Here is a 24,186-nt window from a genome sequence, read left to right as displayed (position 1 = left end):
TGATCAACCGGTTGTGGATCCCCCTTGTTACAAGGTTCTACTCTCGTATGAATCGTATAAAGTGTAAGCTATACCAGGTGGAAATTGGTGAGCATTTCGTTACCAGAGGGAATATCTACATTAAAAATGACGGCAAAATCAAAATAGGCAGTCATGTTACGATGAATTCTGCTGGTTGGGCGAACCCGATAGGGTTGGGAGACAGAATGTATCTGCAAATCATGCGGGGCGGGACATTATCTATTGGAAATTATACAGGCATCTCCAATACAGCCATCACAAGCGAGAATGAAGTGCAAATCGGTAATCATGTTTTGATCGGTGCCGGATGTAAAATATTTGATACGGATTTCCACCCATTAGAGGCCAGATACCGTTATGGTTCTAACAAGGATAATAACAAAACCAGAAATCGGTCGGTTGTTATTGAGGATGGTGCTTTCATAGGTGGAGGCAGCTTTATATTAAAAGGAAGTCACATTGGTAAAAACAGCATTATTGGTGCCGGTTCTGTAGTGGCAGGGAAAATCCCGCCGAATGAGATTTGGGCGGGCAATCCAGCTAAATTCATTCGAAAAAACGATGAAGCGATTTAACTTATACAAAAATATGTCTTATAGGATGTAGTGAGGATAGCATGGGAGAGAAAACGCTAAAGAATAAAGTGATGTCTGGGGTATTTTGGGCTTTCAGCGAGCGCATTATTTCGCAAGGCGTATCATTTGTTTTATCGATCATCTTAGCTCGGCTGCTCATGCCCAGTGAGTATGGAATCATCGCTCTCGTTCTTGTATTCACGAATTTGGCTAACGTATTTGTTTCTAATGGAATTGGGGAGACCCTAATTCAAAAGAAAGATGCGGATGAAACTGACTTTTCCTCACTTTTCTACTTCAGCCTAACGGTATCGGTCGGCTTGTATACGATATTATTTTTTTTGGCTCCGTATATCGCCGTCTTCTATGATCATTCCGAATTAGAATCGGTATTGCGAGTAATTGCCCTGATTATTCCTCTCTCATCGATTATTACCATCCAGCAAGCCTATGTATCGAAAAAAATGATGTTTAAAAAGATGTTTTTCTCGACAATCGGAGGCACGTTAGCTTCCGGTTTGATCGGCATAGTGATGGCGTATTATGGCTATGGTGTCTGGTCACTGGTTGCCCAATACTTAATCAATGCAGTAGTGAATACTATTGTGCTTTTCTTTATTGCACAATGGAGACCGAAATTAAAGTTCTCAATATACTCGGTTAAGCAGCTGGTCGGATTTGGATGGAAATTGGTGGTTGCTAATTTTATTAACGTTTTCTATGCCGAGTTAAGAAGTCTAATGATCGGTAAACTGTATACGCCGGCTGCGTTGGCTTTTTACAATCGTGGGAATCAGTTTCCGAATCTGCTCATTACCAGTATTGATACCGCGGTTGGGAAAGTGCTATTTCCGGCGATGGCGGAAGTAAATAACGATACCGCTCACTTGAAAAATGTAACCAGGCGATCCATGAAAGTTACGGCCTATATTATCTTCCCGCTTATGATTGGCCTCATGAGCATTGCTCCTTCTCTAATAGAGCTATTATTGACTCGAAAGTGGATGGAAGCAGTGCCGTTCCTGCAAATTTGCTGCGTATTTTGGTTATTTCAACCTGTACAAACGGCAAACTGGCAAGCCATCAAGGCCTTAGGAAGAAGTGACATGATCATGAAGCTGGAAATATACAAGAAAATTATTGGCGTATCTTTACTGCTGATTAGCATGAACATAAGCGTCTATGCAATAGCGATGTCTAATGCTGCTTTTGCAGGTATCTCAATGCTAATCAATATGATGCCAAATAAAAAATTGATGAATTACTCCATGCCGGAACAATTCCGTGATTTAGCACCTTCCTTATTGCTATCGCTAGTCATGGGAGGGAGCATCTACACGATCTCGTGGTTATCTCTTCCGACAATCGCCATTTTGTTACTACAAATTGGATGCGGCGCAATCATCTACGTAGTGGCTTCCCATTTATTTAAAATAGATAGTTATGTCTATTTATTGAATATGTTATCGACTAAGCTGCGGAGAAGAAGCACTGCGTTAACCTCGACCCAAGGAATTGTGATTAAGAAGTGGTAAAGAATAAGTCGTTTCATCTAACAGTAAAAGGGTGAACTTACATGGAACTACTGATTGCAAGCGATCTGGTCCCAACTCATACGAATGAAGAATTGTTCAACAACGGAGATATTCGCGAATTGCTTGGAGAAGATTTGTTCAAGATTTGGATGTCTGCGGATATGAGAGTGTTTAATCTGGAGGTTCCGCTTACGGATCAAGAAACACCGATTGCAAAGTCCGGTCCGAATCTTGTGGCTAAGACAAGTACGATAAAAGGCATAAAGAAATTGGACCCTACACTAGTGACTTTAGCTAATAACCACATCTTAGACCAAGGAACGCAAGGGTTTCTTAGTACAAAGAGTTTACTGGACCAATACAACATTCCCTATGTAGGTGCTGCCAGTAACGTGGTTGAAGCTGCCAAACCTCATATCCTACATATCGATGGCATTTCCGTTGGCATCTATGCTTGCGCGGAGAACGAATTTACGATAGCCACGGCTACAGCTGCAGGCGCGAACCCATTTGATCCTTTAGAAAGCCCTGATCATATCCGAGAGCTTAAACAACAGTGCGACTACGTAATCGTTCTGTACCACGGCGGGAAGGAGCAGTATCGTTATCCATCGCCTAATGTTCAGAAAGTGTGCAGAAAAATGGTGCAGAAAGGCGCAGATCTGGTGATCTGCCAACATAGTCATTGTATTGGAGCATTTGAAAGCTACCTGGATTCTACAATCATCTATGGACAAGGCAATTTCATATTTGACTATATGGATAATGAATATTGGCAATCCAGTCTTTTGATTAAGATACATATTAATGAACGATTGGAAGTGGATTATGTACCCCTAGTCAAACAGAAGCATGTGATCCGAGCAGCTCAAGGCAGCGAAGCGGATGACATTCTGAATGGCTTTTACAGCCGATCCAAGGAAATAAGCCAAGAAGGTTTCGTGGAGCGGCGTTATCAGGAGTTTGCCGATACAAATACAGAAGCCTATTTAAAGGCTTTCTCCGGATTAGGCAAATGGATGTCCAGAATTGATCGAAAGCTGCTGAAAGGCCGGTTATTAAGGAAAAGGTACTCCAAACCTAACTTGTTAGCGATGCAAAATTTTATAGAGTGTGAAGCCCATCGTGAGTTGTTGTTAGCGGGTTTGAAAACGAAATAATAGGAATGCCACTATAACCTTGGATTACTAATGGTAGAGGGGGCTTAATATGTTTAAGATCGCAGTAGCGGGAACCGGATATGTCGGATTAGTTGCAGGAGCATGCTTTGCGGAAGTCGGACATCAAGTGACTTGCGTGGATATAGATGAGAATAAAGTAAAGGTTATGCAATCCGGCATTTCCCCGATTTATGAAGAGGGATTGCAAGCTTTAATGCAGCGAAATTATGAAGCGGGGAGAATTAGTTATACGACAGATTACAAAGCATCCTACAGAGATGCCGATGCCATCTTTATCGGTGTAGGAACACCGGAGCAGCCGGATGGATCTGCTAATCTTACCTACATAGCAACAGTTGCCAGGCAGATTGCGGAATCGGTGGAGAAGGATTGCTTGGTGGTCGTGAAATCAACCGTTCCCGTAGGCACGAATGATAAGGTTGAGCAATTCATACGCGATTTCTTAGTCCATAACGTGAATGTGGAAGTAGCATCAAATCCGGAATTTCTGGCGCAAGGCTCGGCCGTTCATGACACCTTGCACGCCGAGCGAATTATTATAGGAACGGAAAGTAAATGGGCTGAAGAGCTGCTTATGCAGATCTATCAGCCTTTTCATTTGCCTATCGTAGCTGTAAACAGAAGATCGGCAGAGATGATCAAATACGCCTCCAATGATTTCTTGGCGCTTAAGATATCCTACATGAACGATATTGCCAATCTTTGTGAACTCGTCGGTGCGGACATCGAGGATGTTGCAAGAGGAATGAGCTACGATGAGCGGATTGGAAGCAAGTTCTTAAATGCCGGAATCGGTTACGGCGGTTCATGTTTTCCGAAGGATACCAAAGCATTGGCGTACATTGCAAAGCAGCAAGGTTATGAATTGAAGACGGTCAAGGCCGCAATTGATGTAAACAAAGAGCAGAAGACGCTCTTATATAGGAAAGCCAGTAAGCGGCTCATTACCTTCAATGGGCTGAAGGTAGCCGTCCTGGGCTTGACCTTCAAGCCCGGAACGGATGATTTGAGGGAAGCGGCATCGCTCGAGAATGTTCCTTTATTGCTGGAGCAAGGCGCAGATGTATGGGCGTTTGATCCGGTCGGCGCGGATAACTTTGCTAAAGTACATCCGACAGGTAAGAAGGGAAGCGGCAGCATGACGTATGCCGCTACGATCGAGCAGGCTTTAGAGGGAGCAAATGTCTGTTTTATTTTTACGGAATGGGGAGAGATAAAAGCAGTATCTCCGGAGATCTATAAAAACTTGATGAGAACTCCTCTAGTCTACGATGGAAGAAATATATACAGCGTTACCCAGATGCAAGCGGCAGGGGTAGAGTATCACTCCATTGGAAGAAGGCCGGCAAGAATAGATAGGTTGAAGGAGTCGAAGAACATTGAATTACAATACTCTCGATAAGAGTAAGACGTATCTGATTACCGGGACGGCAGGGTTCATTGGTTATTATCTGGCCAGAAACCTCTTGGAACAGGGCTGTCGAGTAATCGGGATAGATAATATCAATGATTATTACGACGTCAACCTGAAATATACGCGCTTAGAACTGCTGCAGCCATACAAGAAGTTTACCTTCATTAAAGGCGATATCTCCGATAAAGCGCTCATTATGAATATGTTTGAAGAATATAAGCCTCATGTTGTGGTGAATTTAGCCGCTCAAGCCGGTGTAAGGTACTCCATAGAGAACCCCGATGTCTATATGCAAAGCAACATCATTGGCTTCTACACGATACTTGAGGCATGCAGACAATATCCGGTAGAGCATCTCCTTTACGCATCCTCAAGCTCCGTCTACGGTGCCAATCAGAAGGTCCCATTCGAGGAATCCGATCGCGTGGATCACCCTGTATCCCTCTATGCCGCGACTAAGAAGTCTAATGAGTTAATGGCTCATACATACAGTCATCTGTATAGAATCCCCACTACGGGATTGCGTTTCTTTACGGTGTATGGCCCGTTAGGCCGGCCGGACATGGCGTATTTTGGATTTACGCAGCACTATTTTTCGGGTAAGCCAATTAAGATTTTTAACAACGGTGATTATGAAAATGACTTATACCGAGATTTTACCTATGTAGATGACATTGTGGAAGGGATCGAGCGCTTGCTCGGCAACCCTCCTGTAGCGGAAGAGAATGCTCCTCATCAAGTCTATAATATCGGCAATAACAGCCCGGAGAAATTAATGACATTCATCGGGACGTTAGAGAAATGCCTGAGCCATTCATTAGGCAGGGAAGTGTTATTCGAAAAAGTATTTGAACCGATTAAACCCGGCGATGTGCCTGCTACTTACGCATCAACGGAATTGTTGGAGAAGGTCGTTGCGTTTAAGCCGAAGACGTCGATTGAAGCAGGATTGCAGAACTTCACGGACTGGTATTGCGAATATTACCGCTTGAATTAATCCATAGATTGGGAGTGGCTTTCATAAGCTGCTCCCAATTTTCTGTTTCATGGAAAATTCGTTTCATAGAGAGAATGGAGGAGTGAATGATGAAACTCATCTTACTGTCCGGCGGTTCCGGAACAAGGCTCTGGCCGTTATCCAACGATGCAAGATCGAAGCAGTTTCTGAAAGTGCTCGAAAACGATGAGCAGCAATTGATTTCGATGGTACAGCAGTTATGGGGACAGCTCGAGGCAAGCAATCTAAGCGAGCATAGTTATATTGCCACCAGTCAAAGCCAGGTTGAAATGATGCAAAGTCAAATCGGCACAGACGTCCCGCTAATTATTGAACCGGAACGCAGAGATACGTTTCCTGCGATCGCATTGGCTGCCGTATATCTCTACTCGGTTAAAGAGGTTCGTTTGAGCGAGACGATCACCATCGTGCCCGTGGACCCGTTGGTTGAAAATGGTTTCTTCGAGACCATTAAGGAATTGGAAGAGGTGTTAACCGAATCTAAAGCGGATTTGGCCTTGATTGGCGTAAAGCCGACTTATCCATCTTCCAAGTATGGATACATTATTCCGGATGCGGCAGATGAAACCTACGAAAGTGGGTATAAGCGCGTCCGTAATTTCCGCGAGAAGCCGACGGAAGCGCAAGCCGTGGAGCTGCTGGAACAGCAGGCGCTGTGGAACTGCGGCGTGTTTTCCTTTAAGCTCGGCTACCTGATATCCCTATTGGAGCAGTTGAATTTGCCGATTCAATATGATGAACTGCGAAAGCAGTATCAAGTCCTTCCTAAGATTAGTTTTGATTATCAGGTTGTGGAGAAAGCAAGAAGTATCGTGGTGGTTCCCTATGAAGGGGGCTGGAAGGACCTCGGTACCTGGAATACGCTGACCGAAGAAATGAAAAATAACCAGATTGGCAAAGGAACGATCAGCGAGGATTGCAAGAACACGCATCTGATTAATGAAATCGATATCCCCGTTTCCATTGTGGGCTTATCGAATATCGTGGTTGCAGCCAGTCCGGACGGAATACTGGTTTCGAGTAAGAGCGCAAGCACGAGAATTAAGGATTATATCAAATATAATCAAAAGCCGAAATATGAAGAACGCAAATGGGGCTGGGTAAGAATTCTGGACGACCAGATCTATGAGGATGGTCGATGCGTGGCTACCAAGCGAGTCGGAATCCGTGCGGGAGAAAACCTTAGCTACCGCATGCATACGTACCGAGAAGAAGTCTGGACCATAGTGAACGGTGAAGGGGAGTTTCTGCAGAACGGCAATTACATGCATGTAAAGGCAGGCAACATCCTTCATATTCCCATGAAAACGCTCCATACATTAAGAGCGGTCAAAGAGATTGAGATGATTGTGGTTCAAAGCGGTCAAAGTCAGGAAGTCAATCGAATCGTCGAATTATATACCACCTGGAAAGAAATTACGGAAAGCTGCATCAAAGTGTAATGTTCGGAACAAAGGCCTTGCTTACCGATACGGTAGGCAAGCCTTTGTTGCGTCCGCCGGTTCACAACCAGCATTCCTCAACACTACGGTGTAAACTATGCGATCAATAAGGAGTCTTGAACATGAAGCTGAAGCGATTTCTGGTTTGGGCGAGTGCTGGTGCCGCGGTAATTCTTGTGATTGCAGGCGGAGTAGTGTGGTATTTATACCATTCTGTTGAACAGGCTGCGGCGAAGATGTATGAAGATGTTAAGCCGACGAAAACGGTCTATGTCAGTAAAGATGTCGAATTGAAAAAGGCTCCCCCTGAGCCGGTCCAAATGAAAAAACTAGCCCCCTTCTCCGTTCTTGTCCTAGGCGTGGATGAGCGCGAGAATGATCGGGGGCGTTCTGATACGATGATTGTGCTTACTGTTAATCCAGCGAAACAGTCTATATTAATGTTCAACATTCCTCGCGATACACGCACCGATATCATCGGTCACGGTACGGTTGACAAGATCAATCATGCCTACGCGTTTGGCGGCTTGGAGATGTCGATCCAAACGGTAGAGCACTTTCTGGATTATCCGATCGATTATTATGCCAAAGTGAATATGGAAGGTTTCGCGCGATTGATCGATTTAATAGGCGGCGTCGAAGTGGATAATCCGTTTGCTTTTGACTACGAGGGTCGTTTGTTCGAGGAGGGCCACTTGATGTTAAATGGGTCGGATGCCTTGAAGTACTCTCGCATGCGTTATGATGATCCGCGCGGAGATTTCGGCCGCAACTCCAGGCAGCGTGAAATTCTGCAGCAAGTCATGAACAATGCGATGAATATCTCAAACGTCACTCGCCTGCATTCGCTTCTGGGGGAACTCGGAAACAGCGTGAAGACGAATGTTACCTTTGACGAGATGAAGAAATTCGTTACCGATTATCGGCCTAAAATAAATAAGATCGATACAGTTGAGATAAAAGGATATGGGAAAACTATAAACAAGGTTTGGTATTACTTGGTGGACGACAGCGAGCGAGATCGCATTCATAATATAATTAAAGATCAACTTCAGCAGCAGGTGCCTTCCAATGCGCAATAAAGGCCGGAACTACTGGGTTAGTTTGATCGTCTTGGGCTGGATTGCCGTCATCTTCATCCTATCATCTCAATCCTATCAGGAGCAGAACATTAAACCTGCCCTGCACCGGATCGTGACGGAGGATACAATTAAAGAGGTGCTGCCGGATATAACTTTCAATTATCACCACAGAAGCTATTCCTCTCATAGAGATCCTTATGTATTCCTTGAATTTATTATCCGTAAAGGCGCTCATCTGTTCATGTATGGTGTTCTTGCCATTGGTGCAGCCATCGTTACGAAATTGAAGGATCATCTCGCCGGAAGATGGCCGTTTCCTCTCCTTATTGTCCTTATGATCGCTTCGCTTGATGAATTAAACCAGCGATTATCTCCGGGGCGAACCTCCAATTCGCAGGACGTCCTTGTTGATATTACAGGAGGCTGCATCGGCTTGTTTGTTTATATGGCGGGTAGTTATTTTGGAAGGTTCGTGAAGAGAGGAGCGCGTCTGTAAATGATACCATCTTCTATTAAAATATTAGCTTTGCTAATCGGATTGATGAACAACACGCCTACTGAAGTTTCCGTTTATACCATTGTTGAATGCCCTCATGAGCATTGTTATGAGGCAACCGATGGATTGGAATCGCATTGTTTGTTCAGCGAATCTAATATTCAGCAAGAGACACCGTTATACATAGGTGATAAAGTATATGCTATTTTTCTTCAAAATGAGGAACATAGAGTCGTTCGAATTATTAAAGCGGATCAGTAACCATGTAGAAACGGCAGCTGAGTCTATTATTCTAGGAGGGACAAGGTGAAGAAACGAAGCTTCTTAAGACTGCTCCTTTGTACGGCAGCGTTGCTCACGTTGATCTGGATTTGGAGCGGAAGGGGAACGAGCTTTTACGAGCATGCAGATGGGGCAGTCGGGCCTATAACGGTCAACTTGACCGAAACATCGGAAGCTTTCAAAAACCCGATCATGGGTTTCAGGCCGTCGCGCGGGGTCAACGAAACATCTTTCAGGAATCGAGAATACGCAGATATATATAAACATTATATCAAGTACACGGATCTGGAGTATGATGCAACGGACTCCGTACAGAAGATCATTGATTGGAGTAATAAGGCTTGGGCGGGCATTGAGAAGCGAAATATTAAGGTCGTTCCGCGAGTCGTCATTGTTTATCCGGGCGCCGGGGAGTATTGGCCAAAAGGGGTTCCTCATGGCGATGCAGTCAATCAATGGCTGTCAGACGAATTGAAATCGCGACTTGTGGCGTTTATCGCAAAGCTTGGACAAGCATGGGATGATGACCCGCGAGTAGCTTTCGTGGAAATGGGGCTATACGGAAATTGGGGAGAGCACCATGTTTATCCGTTGAGGTTTAAGGACCGTTCCAATCAAATTCCGCTCAGTTTCCAAATTGCGCTCGGCGATGCGTATGAGGCCGCCTTCCATAACAAGAAAGTACTCGTGCGCTATCCGGGTACGTTCAAGGATTACGATTTCGGCATTCAATGGGATTCCTTCGCGCTGCCGGACGATGCTTCAGGCGGGAATGGAGAGATTAGGCGCGATACTTGGCGGACGCAAATCAACAGCGGTGAAGTAGCCTACAATTGGGGCGATCAGACTAAACTGGGCGGCAGTCCGGATGGAACGCTCAGCAATATGGCAAATACGAATTATGTCATTGACTGGATCATGAATACCCATACCTCGAGCTTGGGATGGATCTCGGATTATTCAACAAGAAATTCCGCTGTCGATGCAGGGGCTAAGGCGATGCAAAAAGTGCTCGGTTATCGTTACGTATTGAATGAGGTCACGTTTACCGGGAATGTAACGCCGGGCGGAACGATGAACGTGTTGTTCCAAGTGACCAACAAAGGGTCGTCACCGTTCTACTATAATTGGCCGGTTGAGGCGAGCCTGCTGAAGAGCGACGGATCGGTTGCCTGGAAGGGACTGTTCCAAGCTGATATTCGAAATTGGCTGCCCGGCACGGATTGGAACAGCACGACACGGGCATACAATGAAGCTCCTGTTACGAATACGGTTAATGGCATGTTTACGATTCCGAAGTCAGTGCCGAGCGGAACCTACACGCTGGCGCTGTCCATACTGGATCCGGCGGGCTGGAACCCTAGCGTCCGCTTCGCGAATACGAACTATTACATCGGCGGCAGGACACCGATCGGCAAGGTTGGTGTCGGCAGAAACCCTACCGATCAAAACCTCGGATCGTTCGCAAGCTTGAAGTCGGATACGACACTTGGTTACAGCCTGGGGAGCAGTGCGTATACCGGAGCTGTCGGCAGTCGATTCAGCACGATTATCGTAAATGACCGCGCGCTTAGTTTTGAAGCCAAACCAAAGATAATTAAAGGGGTCACGATGGTTCCTTTCCGTCAAATTTTTGAGGCTTTGGGCATGATGGTGGAATGGAACAACGCGACCAAATCTGTACTTGCGTCCAAAGGGAATTTAACCATAAAGATGACGGCCGACAGTAATAAAGCAAGCGTGAATAATAAGGAATTCCAGTTGACCCCGGCTCCGTTTGTTACGCCGGAAAGCATGTTTTATGTGAATCTGCGATTTGTAAGTGAAGCGGCCGGTGCCAAAGTGAACTGGGACAACGATAATAAAGTCGCCACGATTGAAACCGCAGATTAAGCTTGACACGATACAAATTGTATCATAGATTAAGAGAGACGATTATGATCACATTCGTTTTTGGAGAAGGGCAGGCCCAGGCCTGCTCTATTTCCTGATCCTATTTTTCTATCTATTGAAGAGACGTGCCGGAGGTGATCTGATTCATGAGCAATCTTGTCTACATGAAACCGAAGAAAGTAGGTCCGATTCTACTTTATCGCACTGAGGATGGCACTTTGATGGCAGAGGATAAGGAGGGACGGCAGTACCAGCGCGTGAAGCTGGTACGCGAGCTTCCTCATTCGTTTCCGGATCGCTTCATTTCCATTCGAAGTGAACTAAACGAGGAAATCATTCTGCTGCATGAAATTGGGCTCTTGGATGATCGCAGCCAAAGAACGGCAAGGGAAGAGCTGCAGAGGCAGAACATGGTGCCCGCTATCAAGCGAATTACTTCGATTCGGAAACATAATACGGAGTGGAACTGGCAGGTGGACACGGACTTCGGCCAGCTAACCATTACGATGGATAACCTGCTCGATCACGTCCATGCAATAAATGCCGGTCGCTGGATTATTACGGACATGGATGGCCGCCGTTATATGCTCTCGAAAGTAGAGGACATGGATGCGGAGAGCCAGCGTTGGTGGATTAATAGCAGGGACCCTTTTTTTTACTAACGCAGATACGTTTTGTAACAATTATCGAAACGAGGCGTAGCGAAAATGGAGACGGAGATGAAGCCGCGGGAGCATGTCCGAATGAAGCTGTTAGGCGGCGTACGGGCTGAAATGTCTATTTGTCACATAGAAGGACAAGAAGGGAATGCGAGCAAGCCAACGCCGATCCTTCTGCAAAATATGAGCCCATCGGGCTTGCAGGTTCTGTGCCATCTCCGATTGCCTGTCAACCGCAGCTATATGCTCCAAGTGAACGTCACGCTCGGAGAGTGGCAGTTCAGTCTGCTGGCACATATGGTTTGGCGGCGGCCGGAAGGCAATCACTACATTTACGGCTGCGCTTTACTTCCGGATGAGGGAATCCGCAAAGGGCTGCTTTGTGCATTGCTTGCCAAGCTGCAGGCCATGAGTCCGAAACAGCAGCGCATTCATGAATTGTACAAGCGCATGAACTATAGAAAAGAATCAAATTACGCGCGACTGGATGTCAGAGGTTAAGCAATGGGCGATGGGGAGAGGTCGGCGGTAAGCTGATTGAGATCCCTCATTGCCCAGGTTTTTTTTGATTCCTTATTGAAAGCGCATACACGACAAAATTCTTTCTTTATTCACGTTCTCCTTATTGACATGTAGCGATAATTGTCGTATTCTATCTACGATACATTTCGTAACATTATTATCATAATTGCTACATATAGTATTCGGAATCCGATTAATAAGGGGCGATTGACATGACGAATAAAGAACAGTTTCATTGTGTAGGCTGCGGAGGGACGTTAACTAGCATGGAGGCGGAGTTGGTGTTTTTAACCGGCTTTTACCGGGTCATTCATCCGCTTGGTTTATGTAAATCCTGCTTCATTCCTTTTCAGGAAAGCGAGCAGCAAAGAAATTCACCGAGCGCAGCTGCGCCAAATTTGACTGCACTTGATGACTTTGAATTTAACCGTTCCTATACCCCGGATCAACTGCTAGTTACGCATACCTAAGTAGTTGTGATTTACGTAAAACTTCCAATCTCTTCCTTACTTCGTTATACTGGTGGAGATGTGAAGTTTGAATGCGTACCATTCAGCTTCCCTAAAGCAGGAGGGGATAGATGTGGATTATCGGACCGAGCAAGATGAGCAGCAGCCGATCGTTCGTCTTCAGCAGGTAACGAAAGTCATCGGAAGGCGCACCATCATCGAGGATCTTACGTTGGATTTGCCGCGTTCAGAGGTATTCGGATTTCTCGGACCTAACGGAGCCGGGAAAACGACAACGATCCGGATGATGGTAGGTCTAATGAAGCTGACCAAAGGTGACGTTCTTATTGAAGGGCACAGCATCCGGACGGATTACGAGAATGCCATTCGTCATGTCGGAGCTATCGTAGAGAACCCTGAAATGTACAAATATTTGACCGGCTTTCAAAATCTGCTGCATTACTCGCGGATGGTGCCGGGGATTACGAAGCAGCGCATAGACGAGGTCGTCGAGCTTGTCGGGCTGAAGAGCCGGATTCACGATAAGGTGAAAACCTACTCGCTCGGCATGCGCCAACGGCTTGGCGTTGCACAGGCTATTATGCATAAACCATCGCTGCTCATATTGGACGAGCCTACGAATGGGCTTGACCCGGCCGGAATTCGCGAGCTGCGCGATTACTTGAGGAAGCTGGCTAAGGATGAAGGCATCACCGTCTTCGTCTCAAGTCATTTGCTCAGCGAGATGGAGCTGATGTGCGACCGCGTTGCGATCATCCAAGCAGGCAAGCTCATCGATGTTCGCGGCATTCGTCCCGGTACATCGCTTGCGGACGAGGCGAATCAAGTGCTCTTCGAAGTAGATCAGCCGGACGCCGCAGTGCAGCTGCTGGCAGAGCACGGCGCATCTCGCGAAGCGGATGCGGCGCTTGTAAGGGCAGATCGGGAAACGATCGCGCGGCTCAATGCCGAGCTTGTCGAAGCGGGTATTAAAGTGTACGGCATTCGCGTCCTGAACAAGTCGCTGGAAGATCAATTTCTAGAGATGACGGGAGGTGAGCAGGTTGTTTGATTTCCTGCAGCTCGTACGCAATGAGAATATGAAAATCTACCGCCGTATCGGCACCTGGATCATGCTCGGCATTATCCTGCTGATCGTTATCGTCGTCAGCACGCTGTCGAAATTGTTCTCTGAACATGATACGATGTGGACGATAATGAACGGTATCGAACAGTTTACCTATTACCTCATTACCATCTTCACGGTCGTGGTCTCGGCAGAGTGTGTGGCCGGCGAGTTCTCGGCAGGCACGATCAAGCTGCTGCTGATTCGTCCGTGGAGCCGCTCGAAGATCTTGCTTTCCAAATACATCGCGCTGCTGTTGTTTGCACTGACACTTTCCGTAGTCATGCTGGTGTCATCCTATTTGCTCAATTTGATCTTGTTCGGCTATAACGACAGTGCAACGGCGAATGAGGCGCTTGGCGTGCTAAACAATTCCCATCCGCTGTCCTACATGATTCAAGTGTATCTCCTTGATTACATCGGGCTGATCATGATTGTGACATTCGCGTTCATGCTCTCGACGATCTTCCGCAGCGGCGGCCTGGCAATCGGGTTATCGATGTTCATCTATTTCTTCGGGCTGATTGCAAGCGGTTTGCTCTTCAATCTCAAGTATGACTGGGTTGAATATTTGCTGTTTCTTCACCTGGATTTGAAGCAATACCTGCAAACCTCGGTCATCAAGCACAATATCCATGAATTGACCATGGGCTTCTCACTGGCGGTGCTGGCGGTTTACTATATTGTATTCGTGGGCATCACTTGGCTAATCTTCAATAAACGCGATGTTGCCACATAAATGAAGGGAGCCGCTGCAAGGTCGCCATGACGGGACCTTGCAGCGGCTCCTTTATTGTTGCACTACGGCGGGAAAATCGGCATTACAGCGAGGTGGAAGTATGAAACGCCGAACCTGCGCTAACCGGCCTGCCGGGATTTCTCCTTCGCTTGTGTTTCCTTCACCTGCTGCGGTTGTTGCTGCTGCTGGAGCGCAGGTTCGGCACCGTCCTGCAGATGCCGTGTCCGCTGCTCGACAGCGCGCTCCATGCGGCAATTGCCGTTATAGATGCCACCGTCTTGAATCAGCATCGTATGGGCAAGGACATTGCCGAACAATTGACCGGAGGCGGTGATGGTCAGTCTTCCTTTTGCCACAATATCTCCGAAAACCTTGCCTGCAATCGTGAGGTCGCGCGCGATAATACCCGATCTCGCCACGCCGCATTCCCCGATAATGACATCGCCTTTACAATCGATATCCCCCCGGTATTCGCCTTCGATTCGAATGCTGCTTTCACTAACTAACTTCCCTTCTACATGCGTGCCTAGTCCGATCAGAGTTTCGGCCGAACCGGACCGTTTGGACTCTTTGAACATCGCTGCGATCATCCTCCCTCTCTTACGGTAGGTCATATAGCTATTTATTCTTGGAAGCTTTAAAACATGCCAATAACACATGTATACCCGCTAGAAGGGGGGTGAAAGCTAGTCTAAGAACGAATGGCTGTTACTGCATAAAAAGGGGGGCTGGACTTGGGGTGGATACTCGCCGCACTGCTCATATTTATCTTTCAAATCGCTACAATTCTTGCACTCGAATACCGTCGTCCGGCCAAAACCGTCGCTTGGCTGCTAATCTTGTTCGTGCTGCCGGTAATCGGCTTTGTGATGTATTATTTTCTCGCGCAAGCGTTCAAGCGTCAGCGCGAATTTCGTATAAACAGCCGTTCGACCGAGGATTCGAGGCGGCTGGCGTTGTCCCGGTGCGAGCAGGTGCACCGGCCGAGCGACATGCACGGCGAGGAATTCGCCGAACAGGAGAGACTCTATCACATGCTGCAGCGGCTTACCTTGTCGCCGATTACAAGCCGCAATGAATCTGCTGTGCTGACAGATGCAGAGGCCGCGTATAGTGCTATTTTTGGGGCAATAGAGGAAGCCGGGCATCATATCCACATCGAATTTTATACGATCCGAGACGATCGCGTCGGACAGCGGCTCAAGGAGCTTCTTATTCGCCAAGCGAGGGCAGGCATTGAGGTGCGGGTCATCTATGATGGCATCGGCAGTGTAAGTTTAAGCCGCAGTTACGTGAAAGAGCTTGAGCAGGCAGGTGTAGATGTGCGATGCTTCTTGCCGCCGAGAATGGCCTTTTTTGATAAACGGATGAACTTTCGAAATCATCGCAAAATCGTCGTTGTAGATGGGCGGGTCGGATATCTCGGCGGCATTAACATCGGTGACGAATACCTCGGCGGTAATCCGAAGCTCGGCTTTTGGCGGGATACGCATCTGCAGCTTCAAGGAGATGCGGTGTATTTTCTGCAGGAAGTATTTCTGCAGGATTGGTGGTATACCTCGAAGCAGCAGCTGGCGGATCCGATCTATATGCCTCCGCATTCATGCACCGGCAGCGAACAAGTACAGATCGTAGCCAGTGGACCGAACAGCAGAGACGAAGCCATACTGGAATGTGTGTTTGCGGCGGTGTCGGTTGCGAAATCGCGTATTTATATCGAAACCCCTTATTTCATTCCGGATCCCAGCTTGTTAATGGGGCTTCGTACGGCAGCGCTGAGCGGTGTCGATGTGCGAATTATCATTCCGTATGTGCCGGACACGAAGCTGGTGCTGTCAGCCACTCTATCTTATGTAGAGGAAATGCTTGCGGCAGGCGTGCGGATTTATCGGTATCGAAAAGGTTTCATGCATGCGAAAGTACTCATTATCGATCATTTGCTGGCATCGGTTGGGACGGCAAATATGGATATGCGGAGCTTCTTCAGCAATTTCGAAATCAATGCACTGCTGTTCGATGTGAAGGCGATCGAGCGCTTAGAGGCGGATTTCATGAAGGATATGGAGGATAGCGGCGAGGTCACGCGCGAGGCGTTTATGAAGCGACCGCTTCGGCAGAAAGCCGGAGAGGCTGTCGCGCGTATGCTCTCGCCGCTGTTATAGGGCTGTTACACGTTTTGCAAGGATGGTCGGTTCAGTGCCACGATCGGCGTTAGCCGGTGTGCGGTCTGTGTAATCTGGGCATAGAGCAGGTTGGCGCCCATCATGCTGTAGACGGTTCCGTTCCCGCCGTAACCGAGACAATAATAGACACTGCTCCAGTTCGGATCCTCTCCGATGAAGGGCAGGTTGTCACACGAGAGGCCGAAGGTAGCATTCCATTCATGGGCAATCGGTGCATCGAAGGAAGGGTAAAAAGCTTGCACGCGAGTGAGCAGCAGGTTCGCATGTTTGCTTCTCGCTTTTTTCTCTTCCATCGGCACGGGGGATTCTTCATCATAGCCACCGGCAATTACCCGGCCATCATCGGTAATGCGCATATAGAAATAAGGACGGGCGGTTTCCCATATAAAATAGTCCTTGTACTGTGGCTGTAGATGAGCTTGCGGCTCAGTTACGATGACATAGGTGCGATCCAGATTGGACTTGATAAGCCGTCCGTGCAGCTCCTCCGGCTCGTAGCCAATCGCATAGATGACATGTTTGGCCTGAATGACAGCCTGCGCCGCGGTGCGAAGCACATGCGTTCCGTCTGCTTCCGTTTCATGGCTGACCACATCGGTATGCTCGTGAACGGCAAGCTTGTAGCGGTTCACCGCCGCCTCGATTACGGCATGCACGAATCGAAACGGATTCACCTGCGCATCCCCGCGAGTCAGGATAGCACCGGGCTTGCTGAATGGGAATGCCGCTGCAATTTGCTCCGGCTCCCAGTAGCTCACGTCGAAGCCATGGCGCTTCAGTGTCTCGTATTCGCGCTTCAGCTTGGGTAAATCCTGCTCGGTGCTTGCCACGTATAAGCTGCTTTTCGGACCAAATCCGACATCCGCTTGGAGCTCGACGGCGACTTCTCCCAGCTGCACGATCGCTTCGGCGCAGCCTTTATAGAAGAGAACCGCATCCTTCTCGCCAATTTGGTCGATCAAATCGCACAGCATAATGTCATTGCAAAATTGCAGCAAGCCTGTGTTGGCCGTCGTGCTGCCGCCCGCGACATCGCCTCGTTCGAGGAGTACGGCTTGGATGCCTTGCTGGGCCAGCTTGTACGCGCAAATCGAGCCCGACATCCCGCCTCCGATAATCACAACTTCAGTTTCCGTAGTGCCGCTTAACACAGGGTAGGTTGCTTGGTTTTTCAGCGTCTCCGGCCAATAGAGATGGCCCTTATGTAGTACTTTCATCAGTATCATACCTCCAGTAGCTACTATGCCCATTTTTGGACGAGAAAAAAGAGGGATCGTTCACGATCCCTCCACTTATTTTGGCTGGACAAACATGCTATTCTTGAATCGGATCGGGTATGAGACCTTCATCCTGAAGCTCGCTGTTTGTCTTCATATGTTTCATGTCATAGCCGAGCCGTTTCATGTCCTGGTAGTCCTGAACCATTGAACCGTTCTTGGCGTTCGAGACTGGCTTCGACTTGCTTCCGGCTTGCCCGCAGATTGGATTTTCCATGATTGATGACTCCTTTGGTATACTGGATTAAGCGGTGGCACCAGGTGCGCTCGCTTTAACCTTATATGGCAATAAGGTGTATACTTGACTTCTATATACCCACAGACATTAAAAGTTGAAACGTGAAACCGAAGTTTGGGCTTTCGAATAGGCTATAGGGCAGGAGTTGGATGGGGAAGGGCCGAGGGCAGGAATGCTGAGGGCTGAAGGGCTTGAAGGGCTGGAAGGCAGGAAAGCCGGAGGGCTCAAGGGCTGAAAGACAACAAAGGCCGCGGTTCGGCGAGGATGAAAGACATCGAGAGTGGAACAACAGGATATAGGATGAGCGGATGGATAGTTTGGGAAAACATAATTGGGGAGTAGGATTGGGAAAAATGCCAGGGGTGAGCACGATGATACAGACAACAACAACAGCAGCGAGCGTACTGGGAGTTCCGCTCGTTCAGACGACAAGAGGCGAGTGGGTAGAAAATGTTCACAGCGGTCACGCGGCAGTCGTGACATGGGATGGTGAACTAATCGCGCAGGTTGGGGATGCGTCCATATGGACGTTTATGCGCTCTACCGCAAAACCCATTCAAGCTTTGCCATCCGTGCTTGGCGGCGTCGTTGATACTTACGGATTGAAGGATGAGGCAATTGCGCTGATGTGCGCATCGCATCAAGGTACGCCGGCACATATTGCCGTGTTGGAACAAATGCTGGAGCAAACCGGCGTTCGGGAGGAGCAGCTTGTATTTGGTCCGATGCTTCCGGCCAGCCAGGAAGCTCGCGATGAGCTGCTTCGTCAGGGCGGTAAGCCGCGCAAGCTGTATCACGTATGCGCCGGCAAGCACATCGGCATGCTTGCGCTATGCAAGCTGCGCGGCTGGCCGCTTGAGACGTATACGCAGCCGGAGCATCCCCTTCAGCAGGAGCTGCTGCGTACAGTCGCGATGATTGCGGAGCTTGCACCGGAGGAGATTGGCAGCGCCATCGACGGCTGCGGCCTGCCGGTGTTCGCGATGCCGATGTGGCGGCTCGCGCTTGTTTATGCGCGTTTTGCCGCTTGGGGCAGCGAAGCGGCAGCGCCGTTATCAGGAGAGAGCGGCGCTGCGGCGGCCGGAGTAGTCGGCGTTTCAGCCGGAATTGCAACGGCTGGCGGCGGAGATGTTGGTGGAGCCGAAGTGAAAGTGGCGGAAGCGGGATTAGCAGGGACACGCGAGGCTGGCTTTGAAAGCGGCGCAGGAGCGCCTGTGTTGGAAGCCATTGCGGCGGCTGCGAAGCGAATCTCCGCAGCGATGATCAGCCATCCGACACTCGTGGAGGGACCGGACCGGCTGGCCAGCGTTATGCTGGGTGATGGGAATGTCGTTGCCAAGAGCGGCGCGCAAGGCGTCTTCGTCTTCGGTCTGCGCCAAGAGCGGCTCGCCGTCGTCATTAAGCTGGCCGATGGCGGGGAGTCCCCTTGGCCTGAAGCAGTTTGCGCCATCCTTGAGCAGCTGAATCTCGGCAAGGCACTCATCACGCGCATCCGCAGCCAGATCTCACCCGAGATTCGCAACGACGCCGGCCAACTCGTCGGGCACCGCGAATCCTGTTTGACGCTGACGCTAAACGCCTAACCGCTGACTTCCGCAGACAGAGTGGCACTAGAAGCAACACATTGTCGCGGAACCGTTGGTTTCGGCAGAAGAGTGGCTCTAGGAGCAACACAATTGTGAGAAATCGTCGCTTTGGGCAGAAGAGTAGCTCTAGGAGCAACACAATGGGTGGGCAACCACTGGATTGAGCATAAGAGTGGCACTAGGAGCAACACTATGGTGCGAAACCGACGAATTAAGCAGAAGAGTGGCTCTAGGGAGTAACATATGGTGCGCAACCGTTGGTTTCGGCAAAAGAGTAGCTCTAGGAGCAACACAATGGTGCGAAACCGACGAATTGAGTAGAAGAGTGGCTCTAGGAGCAACACAATGGTGGGGAACCGACGAATTGAGCAGAAGAGTAGCTCTAGGAGCAACACAATGGTGAGAAACCTTCGAATTGGGCAGAAGAGTAGTACTGAGAGCAACACAAGAAGCTCACCCAGGAATCTACATGGAGGCTTTAGCAGCGAATCTCGAGTAAGAAGCACACCTAGAGATCTACATGGAAACCAACGCTAATCAACCCATCCGCAGGTGAACCGCCGATGTGACAGGTACTGCAATGTTAGTTGAAGTGCCGCGGATAGAGTGAATTTGGAAGTATTAGAGGTAACAGGTACCGCATTTGCAGCATAACAAAGCTAATTAGCTCGAAGAGGGGGAACGCATTACCTCTCTTTCGGAGTAATCGCCTGAATTACACTCATGAGCGGTATCGGATACCTCTTTAGTTTGAGCAGCTTCTACGCCAAGGAACAGCAAAGGGTTACTTCGTTTCATCCGGAATCGTGGATGAAGGGGTAACCCTATTTTGCGTTTCAAGTACGTACAGGTTGTTTAAAGCAGAGTAAGGCAAGGTGCTACACCATACAAAACAATCAAACCGAAAGGGTGAGAAATTATGTTGGGATATGCACTTATGTTTTTTATCATCGCTATTATTGCAGGTGTTCTAGGGTTTTTCACACTGGCGTCAGCGGCAGCAGGCATAGCGAAAATCTTGTTCGTCGTGTTCCTGGTACTGTTTGTGATATCGTTTATTTTTGGCCGCAGACGCGTTTAGCGCTGCGGACTTAGCACCCCGCGACCACAATCGCGACTAGCCTAACACATCAATCCACAGCCGCGACCAGAGCGCAACTCACAGCGCCGCAAGCAAGCTTGCGCATCGCTACAGCCGCCGCATCGCTTCGCGATAGGCGGTCGGCGACTGCCCATAGAAGCGGCGGAACTGCTTCGAGAAGTACAGCGCGTCTTGGAAGCCGACGGACGCCGCGATCTGCTCGATCGTCAGCTCGAGGCGCTCGCGCAGCAGCAGATGCGCTTTGTCGATGCGCAGCTTCAGCAGAAACGTGACAGGCGTGATGCCCGTCTGCTGTTTGAAGATGCGCGACAAATAAGCGCGGTTGTAGCCGAGCGCATCGGCCATGTGCTCAATCGAGATCGGCTCGGCGTACTGCGTCGACAGATACCGGATGACGTCGCCGGTAAGCGCCTCGCTGTCTTGCCCGCGCTGCGCCGAGCCGGAATCCATGTCGGGACCGGCTGCGCCGAACTCCGCGAACAGCAGGTACAAATAACCGACTGCGCGCAGATGAGCCGCTCCGCCCCCAAGGCGGAAGGTGCGCTGTATGCTGCGGAACAACACGGCGACGCGCGGATTGGTTCCCGTATCGACGATCGGCATCGCCGAATCAAGGCCGGCACCTGCCACCAGCTGCTCGGCATGCCGGCCTTCGAATGCGATCCAGCGGTACCGCCACGGATCAGCTTCGCTCGAGGCGTAACTGATCAGCTGCCCGGGCGGGATAAGAAAGGTCTGCCCGGCCCGCAGCTGATACTGTCCGCCGGCATAGGCGAAAGTGCCGGAGCCGGACAGGATATGATGCATCAAATAAAAATCATAGACTTTAGGCCCGATCAGATGATCGGGCTTTGTCTGGCTTTCCCCCGAGAACAATACATATAAATCACCATGTTCGTAAGGAACCGGATTCGAGAGTACGGTATAGGTAGGCTGCAGCGACATCGCGCTGAAACACCTCCATTTTGGTATGAAGAGCTTACAGGTATTGTAACACAGCCAGCTCTTTAATATCGTTAACAGGTCACAAAATTCCATGTGAAGTTCACATCAAGCCATTTTGTTCCGCTTTCTGTTCCGCTATACTAAACCTATAAAACAAACAACTAAAATCCAAGAAAGCGGTGTAGCACAATGGCGAACATCCATGAATTGACTGAGCGGTTTCTAAACACATACGGCAGGGAGTCGACAGAGCAACTAGCGGTATTCCACGCACCGGGCCGCGTCAATTTGATTGGCGAGCATACGGACTACAATGGCGGCTATGTTTTCCCGGCTGCACTGACCTTCGGAACTACACTGCTTATACGTAAACGCGGGGATCAACAGCTTGGACTTGCTTCCACAAACTTCGATCTTCATAAACATATTCCGATTGCGCCGATCGTCCATGACGAAGCAGATGACTGGATGAACTATCCGAAAGGCATCGTGAACGAACTGGAACAGCGCGGCATCACATTCAGCCAAGGCTTCGACCTCTTGTTCCACGGCGAAATTCCGAACGGAGCTGGTTTATCATCCTCGGCATCCATCGAAGTGGTTACGGCTTATGCACTTCTAACCATGTCGGGCCATGCAACGGACACCGTCCAAATCGCGCGTCTCGCACAGAAGTCCGAGAATGAATTCAATGGCGTCCAATGCGGCATCATGGATCAATTCGCAGTTGCGAACGGCAAGAAGGATCATGCGATTCTGCTGATGTGCGACACGCTCGAATATGAGCTGATTCCGTTTAATTCCGGCGATTATCAAATCGTCATCGGCAACACGAACAAACGTCGCGGCCTGGTGGACTCCAAGTACAATGAGCGCCGCAGCCAGTGCGATCAAGCGGTTCAGGATTTGAAGGCAGCATTCCCTGAGCTCACATTGCTCGGTCAGCTTTCCTTGGAGCAATTCCAAGCCAATCAGCACCTCATTCAAGATGAAATCGTACTGAAGCGTGCGAAGCATGTTGTGGAAGAGATCGACCGCGTGCTCCAATCGATGAAAGTGCTTAAAGAAAATGATCTTCAAGCATTCGGCCAATTAATGAACGCTTCTCACGATTCGCTACGCGACCTGTACGAAGTAACAGGAGACGAGCTGGATACAATGGTAGCTGCGGCACGCACCGTTGACGGTGTTCTCGGCTCCCGCATGACTGGCGCAGGCTTTGGCGGCTGCACGGTATCCCTGGTTCATAAAGACAGCGTAGAGACGTTCAAAGCGGAGGTTGGACGCATTTATACAGAAGCAACCGGACTAACACCTGACTTCTACGTGTGCACCATCGGCAACGGGGTCGAACAACTATAATCATTTCGGTCATTAACACCATCATTACACAGATATAGAGGAGGAGAGAACTATGGCAGTTCTAGTAACAGGAGGCGCAGGCTACATCGGGTCGCACGCGGTTGCGGCATTGCACGAACGAGGCGAGGACATTGTAATCATTGATAATTTGCAGCAGGGGCATAAGGAAGCGGTGCTTGGCGGTAAGCTTTATGTAGGCGATTTGCGTGACGGAGATTTCTTAGACACGGTATTCGGAGAAAATTCGATCGATGCGGTTATCCATTTTGCCGCAAACTCGCTCGTTGGCGAGAGCATGAAGGATCCCGGCAAGTACTACCATAACAATGTGTACGGCACGCTCTGCTTGCTTGAGAAAATGAACCAATACGGCGTCAAAAGAATCGTTTTCTCGTCAACCGCAGCTACCTACGGCGAACCGGAGAACATTCCGATTCACGAGGAAGATCGTACATTGCCGACCAATACGTATGGCGAAACGAAGCTTTCGATGGAGAAAATGATGAAATGGTACGACACGGCATACGACTTGAAATATGTGTCGCTTCGTTATTTCAACGCAGCGGGCGCACATGCAAGCGGCCGAATCGGTGAAGACCACAATCCGGAAACGCACTTAGTTCCGCTCGTACTCCAAACGGCACTTGGCCAACGCAGCCATATCTCGATTTTCGGGGACGACTATGCGACGGAAGACGGTACTTGCGTACGCGACTATATTCACGTGAGCGATCTGGCGGACGCGCATGTACTTGCCGTGGAACGGCTGCGCAAAGGCGGCGACAGCGCGATCTACAACCTGGGCAACGGAACAGGCTTCTCCGTGAAGCAGGTCATTGATATCGCACGACAAGTGACAGGACGGGAGATTCCGGCTGTCATGGAAACACGCCGTGCCGGCGACCCGGCTGTACTCGTGGCTTCTTCGGACCGGGCGCGCCAAGAGCTTGGCTGGAATCCTTCCCGCAACAAGCTGGAAGACATCATTGGAAGCGCATGGGCTTGGCATCAAGCCAATCCACGCGGCTACAACAAAGACTAGTATGTACGAGTGCCGCG

24 protein-coding genes are annotated in these 24,186 nt (G+C 49.1%); 20 read left to right on the top strand and 4 right to left on the bottom strand.

The genetic code is table 11. From position 1 onward, the window contains the following. Window positions 1-77: 77 nt before the first annotated feature. The 15 genes from BM412_RS18175 to BM412_RS18105 all read left to right on the top strand — a co-directional run bounded on the left by BM412_RS18175 (window position 78) and on the right by BM412_RS18105 (window position 14,434). Window positions 78-596 (top strand): acyltransferase, encoded by a 519-nt coding sequence (locus BM412_RS18175; RefSeq protein ID WP_177245906.1) that lies wholly within the window; start codon window positions 78-80, stop codon window positions 594-596. A 41-nt stretch (window positions 597-637) separates the two neighbouring features. After that, window positions 638-2,131 carry a lipopolysaccharide biosynthesis protein gene (locus BM412_RS18170; RefSeq protein ID WP_091221402.1) on the top strand — a complete coding sequence of 498 codons (1,494 nt, stop codon included), beginning with the start codon at window positions 638-640 and terminating at the stop codon, window positions 2,129-2,131. A gap of 41 nt (window positions 2,132-2,172) precedes the next feature. Further along, a complete protein-coding gene (locus BM412_RS18165) occupies window positions 2,173-3,291 on the top strand; it encodes a CapA family protein (protein ID WP_091221401.1) in 1,119 nt (372 codons plus the stop codon). Window positions 3,292-3,340: 49 nt separating this feature from the next. Then, the gene (locus tag BM412_RS18160; RefSeq protein WP_091221398.1) at window positions 3,341-4,714 is read left to right on the top strand and encodes a UDP-glucose dehydrogenase family protein; all 1,374 of its coding nucleotides are present in this window, start codon (window positions 3,341-3,343) and stop codon (window positions 4,712-4,714) included. Next, complete coding sequence (locus tag BM412_RS18155; RefSeq protein ID WP_091221396.1) at window positions 4,692-5,723, top strand: GDP-mannose 4,6-dehydratase; 1,032 nt, start codon at window positions 4,692-4,694, stop codon at window positions 5,721-5,723. The genes BM412_RS18160 and BM412_RS18155 overlap by 23 nt, the downstream gene beginning before the upstream one ends. An 89-nt stretch (window positions 5,724-5,812) precedes the next feature. Continuing rightward, window positions 5,813-7,186, top strand: a complete 1,374-nt coding sequence (locus tag BM412_RS18150) for a sugar phosphate nucleotidyltransferase (RefSeq protein ID WP_091221393.1) — start codon at window positions 5,813-5,815, stop codon at window positions 7,184-7,186. Between the two features lie 128 nt (window positions 7,187-7,314). Further along, window positions 7,315-8,268: an LCP family glycopolymer transferase gene (locus BM412_RS18145; protein WP_371264843.1), complete on the top strand. Its 954-nt coding sequence runs from the start codon at window positions 7,315-7,317 to the stop codon at window positions 8,266-8,268. Then, window positions 8,258-8,764, top strand: a complete 507-nt coding sequence (locus tag BM412_RS18140) for a VanZ family protein (protein ID WP_091221389.1) — start codon at window positions 8,258-8,260, stop codon at window positions 8,762-8,764. The genes BM412_RS18145 and BM412_RS18140 overlap by 11 nt, the downstream gene beginning before the upstream one ends. Next, window positions 8,765-9,025 (top strand): hypothetical protein, encoded by a 261-nt coding sequence (locus BM412_RS18135; RefSeq protein ID WP_091221386.1) that lies wholly within the window; start codon window positions 8,765-8,767, stop codon window positions 9,023-9,025. It begins immediately after the preceding gene. Between the two features lie 45 nt (window positions 9,026-9,070). Next, window positions 9,071-10,939 carry a stalk domain-containing protein gene (locus tag BM412_RS18130; protein WP_091221384.1) on the top strand — a complete coding sequence of 623 codons (1,869 nt, stop codon included), beginning with the start codon at window positions 9,071-9,073 and terminating at the stop codon, window positions 10,937-10,939. 146 nt (window positions 10,940-11,085) lie between these two features. Then, window positions 11,086-11,601: a DUF1854 domain-containing protein gene (locus BM412_RS18125; RefSeq protein ID WP_091221381.1), complete on the top strand. Its 516-nt coding sequence runs from the start codon at window positions 11,086-11,088 to the stop codon at window positions 11,599-11,601. A gap of 45 nt (window positions 11,602-11,646) precedes the next feature. After that, entirely contained in the window at window positions 11,647-12,099 is a 453-nt protein-coding gene (locus BM412_RS18120; RefSeq protein WP_091221379.1) for a PilZ domain-containing protein, read from the top strand. 233 nt (window positions 12,100-12,332) lie between these two features. Then, on the top strand, window positions 12,333-12,590 hold the full coding sequence (locus BM412_RS18115) for a hypothetical protein (RefSeq protein WP_143111650.1): 258 nt from the start codon (window positions 12,333-12,335) through the stop codon (window positions 12,588-12,590). 112 nt (window positions 12,591-12,702) lie between these two features. After that, window positions 12,703-13,641, top strand: coding sequence for an ABC transporter ATP-binding protein (locus tag BM412_RS18110; protein ID WP_091221372.1), 939 nt, complete (start codon window positions 12,703-12,705; stop codon window positions 13,639-13,641). Then, a complete protein-coding gene (locus tag BM412_RS18105) occupies window positions 13,625-14,434 on the top strand; it encodes an ABC transporter permease (protein ID WP_256256426.1) in 810 nt (269 codons plus the stop codon). The genes BM412_RS18110 and BM412_RS18105 overlap by 17 nt, the downstream gene beginning before the upstream one ends. Window positions 14,435-14,553: 119 nt before the next feature. Here the strand turns inward: BM412_RS18105 and BM412_RS18100 are convergent, their stop codons facing one another. Next, the gene (locus tag BM412_RS18100; RefSeq protein ID WP_256256424.1) at window positions 14,554-15,024 is read right to left on the bottom strand and encodes a bactofilin family protein; all 471 of its coding nucleotides are present in this window, start codon (window positions 15,022-15,024) and stop codon (window positions 14,554-14,556) included. A 144-nt stretch (window positions 15,025-15,168) separates the two neighbouring features. Between BM412_RS18100 and cls the strand changes: the two genes are divergently transcribed. Next, window positions 15,169-16,596: a cardiolipin synthase gene (cls, locus tag BM412_RS18095; protein WP_091221367.1), complete on the top strand. Its 1,428-nt coding sequence runs from the start codon at window positions 15,169-15,171 to the stop codon at window positions 16,594-16,596. Between the two features lie 5 nt (window positions 16,597-16,601). On the opposite strand, the gene BM412_RS18090 is transcribed toward cls, so the two are convergent. Both BM412_RS18090 and BM412_RS18085 read right to left on the bottom strand, forming a co-directional pair. Further along, window positions 16,602-17,834, bottom strand: a complete 1,233-nt coding sequence (locus BM412_RS18090; RefSeq protein WP_091221364.1) for an NAD(P)/FAD-dependent oxidoreductase — start codon at window positions 17,832-17,834, stop codon at window positions 16,602-16,604. Window positions 17,835-17,931: 97 nt separating this feature from the next. Beyond that, entirely contained in the window at window positions 17,932-18,111 is a 180-nt protein-coding gene (locus tag BM412_RS18085) for a hypothetical protein (protein WP_091221361.1), read from the bottom strand. Window positions 18,112-18,503: 392 nt separating this feature from the next. Here BM412_RS18085 and BM412_RS18080 point away from each other — a divergent pair, with 392 nt between their 5' ends. Together BM412_RS18080 and BM412_RS18075 are read left to right on the top strand one after the other, a co-directional pair. Further along, window positions 18,504-19,715, top strand: coding sequence for an asparaginase (locus tag BM412_RS18080; RefSeq protein ID WP_177245905.1), 1,212 nt, complete (start codon window positions 18,504-18,506; stop codon window positions 19,713-19,715). A 922-nt stretch (window positions 19,716-20,637) separates the two neighbouring features. Then, the gene (locus tag BM412_RS18075; RefSeq protein WP_091221356.1) at window positions 20,638-20,799 is read left to right on the top strand and encodes a DUF1328 domain-containing protein; all 162 of its coding nucleotides are present in this window, start codon (window positions 20,638-20,640) and stop codon (window positions 20,797-20,799) included. 108 nt (window positions 20,800-20,907) lie between these two features. Here the strand turns inward: BM412_RS18075 and BM412_RS18070 are convergent, their stop codons facing one another. Beyond that, window positions 20,908-21,765, bottom strand: a complete 858-nt coding sequence (locus BM412_RS18070; protein ID WP_091221353.1) for an AraC family transcriptional regulator — start codon at window positions 21,763-21,765, stop codon at window positions 20,908-20,910. A gap of 189 nt (window positions 21,766-21,954) precedes the next feature. Between BM412_RS18070 and BM412_RS18065 the strand changes: the two genes are divergently transcribed. Beyond that, the gene (locus tag BM412_RS18065) at window positions 21,955-23,127 is read left to right on the top strand and encodes a galactokinase (protein ID WP_091221351.1); all 1,173 of its coding nucleotides are present in this window, start codon (window positions 21,955-21,957) and stop codon (window positions 23,125-23,127) included. A gap of 52 nt (window positions 23,128-23,179) precedes the next feature. Continuing rightward, window positions 23,180-24,169, top strand: coding sequence for a UDP-glucose 4-epimerase GalE (gene galE / locus BM412_RS18060; protein WP_091221348.1), 990 nt, complete (start codon window positions 23,180-23,182; stop codon window positions 24,167-24,169). The last annotated feature ends 17 nt before the right edge of the window (window positions 24,170-24,186 follow it).

The organism is Paenibacillus sp. BC26 (assembly GCF_900116125.1).
Classification (GTDB): Bacteria; Bacillota; Bacilli; order Paenibacillales; family Paenibacillaceae; genus Paenibacillus_Z; species Paenibacillus_Z lignilyticus.
Note: the sequence above shows the minus strand (reverse complement) of the source record. Positions and strands in the feature narration are given on the sequence as shown.

Coding starts and splice junctions, on each gene's coding strand:
- BM412_RS18170 (WP_091221402.1), top strand. CDS start 638: ATGGGAGAGAAAACGCTAAAGAATAAAGTGATGTCTGGGGTATTTTGG.
- BM412_RS18165 (WP_091221401.1), top strand. CDS start 2,173: ATGGAACTACTGATTGCAAGCGATCTGGTCCCAACTCATACGAATGAA.
- BM412_RS18160 (WP_091221398.1), top strand. CDS start 3,341: ATGTTTAAGATCGCAGTAGCGGGAACCGGATATGTCGGATTAGTTGCA.
- BM412_RS18150 (WP_091221393.1), top strand. CDS start 5,813: ATGAAACTCATCTTACTGTCCGGCGGTTCCGGAACAAGGCTCTGGCCG.
- BM412_RS18140 (WP_091221389.1), top strand. CDS start 8,258: ATGCGCAATAAAGGCCGGAACTACTGGGTTAGTTTGATCGTCTTGGGC.
- BM412_RS18135 (WP_091221386.1), top strand. CDS start 8,765: ATGATACCATCTTCTATTAAAATATTAGCTTTGCTAATCGGATTGATG.
- BM412_RS18125 (WP_091221381.1), top strand. CDS start 11,086: ATGAGCAATCTTGTCTACATGAAACCGAAGAAAGTAGGTCCGATTCTA.
- BM412_RS18120 (WP_091221379.1), top strand. CDS start 11,647: ATGGAGACGGAGATGAAGCCGCGGGAGCATGTCCGAATGAAGCTGTTA.
- BM412_RS18115 (WP_143111650.1), top strand. CDS start 12,333: ATGACGAATAAAGAACAGTTTCATTGTGTAGGCTGCGGAGGGACGTTA.
- BM412_RS18100 (WP_256256424.1), bottom strand. CDS start 15,024: ATGATCGCAGCGATGTTCAAAGAGTCCAAACGGTCCGGTTCGGCCGAA.
- BM412_RS18090 (WP_091221364.1), bottom strand. CDS start 17,834: ATGAAAGTACTACATAAGGGCCATCTCTATTGGCCGGAGACGCTGAAA.
- BM412_RS18085 (WP_091221361.1), bottom strand. CDS start 18,111: ATGGAAAATCCAATCTGCGGGCAAGCCGGAAGCAAGTCGAAGCCAGTC.
- BM412_RS18080 (WP_177245905.1), top strand. CDS start 18,504: ATGATACAGACAACAACAACAGCAGCGAGCGTACTGGGAGTTCCGCTC.
- BM412_RS18075 (WP_091221356.1), top strand. CDS start 20,638: ATGTTGGGATATGCACTTATGTTTTTTATCATCGCTATTATTGCAGGT.
- BM412_RS18070 (WP_091221353.1), bottom strand. CDS start 21,765: ATGTCGCTGCAGCCTACCTATACCGTACTCTCGAATCCGGTTCCTTAC.
- BM412_RS18065 (WP_091221351.1), top strand. CDS start 21,955: ATGGCGAACATCCATGAATTGACTGAGCGGTTTCTAAACACATACGGC.
- galE (WP_091221348.1), top strand. CDS start 23,180: ATGGCAGTTCTAGTAACAGGAGGCGCAGGCTACATCGGGTCGCACGCG.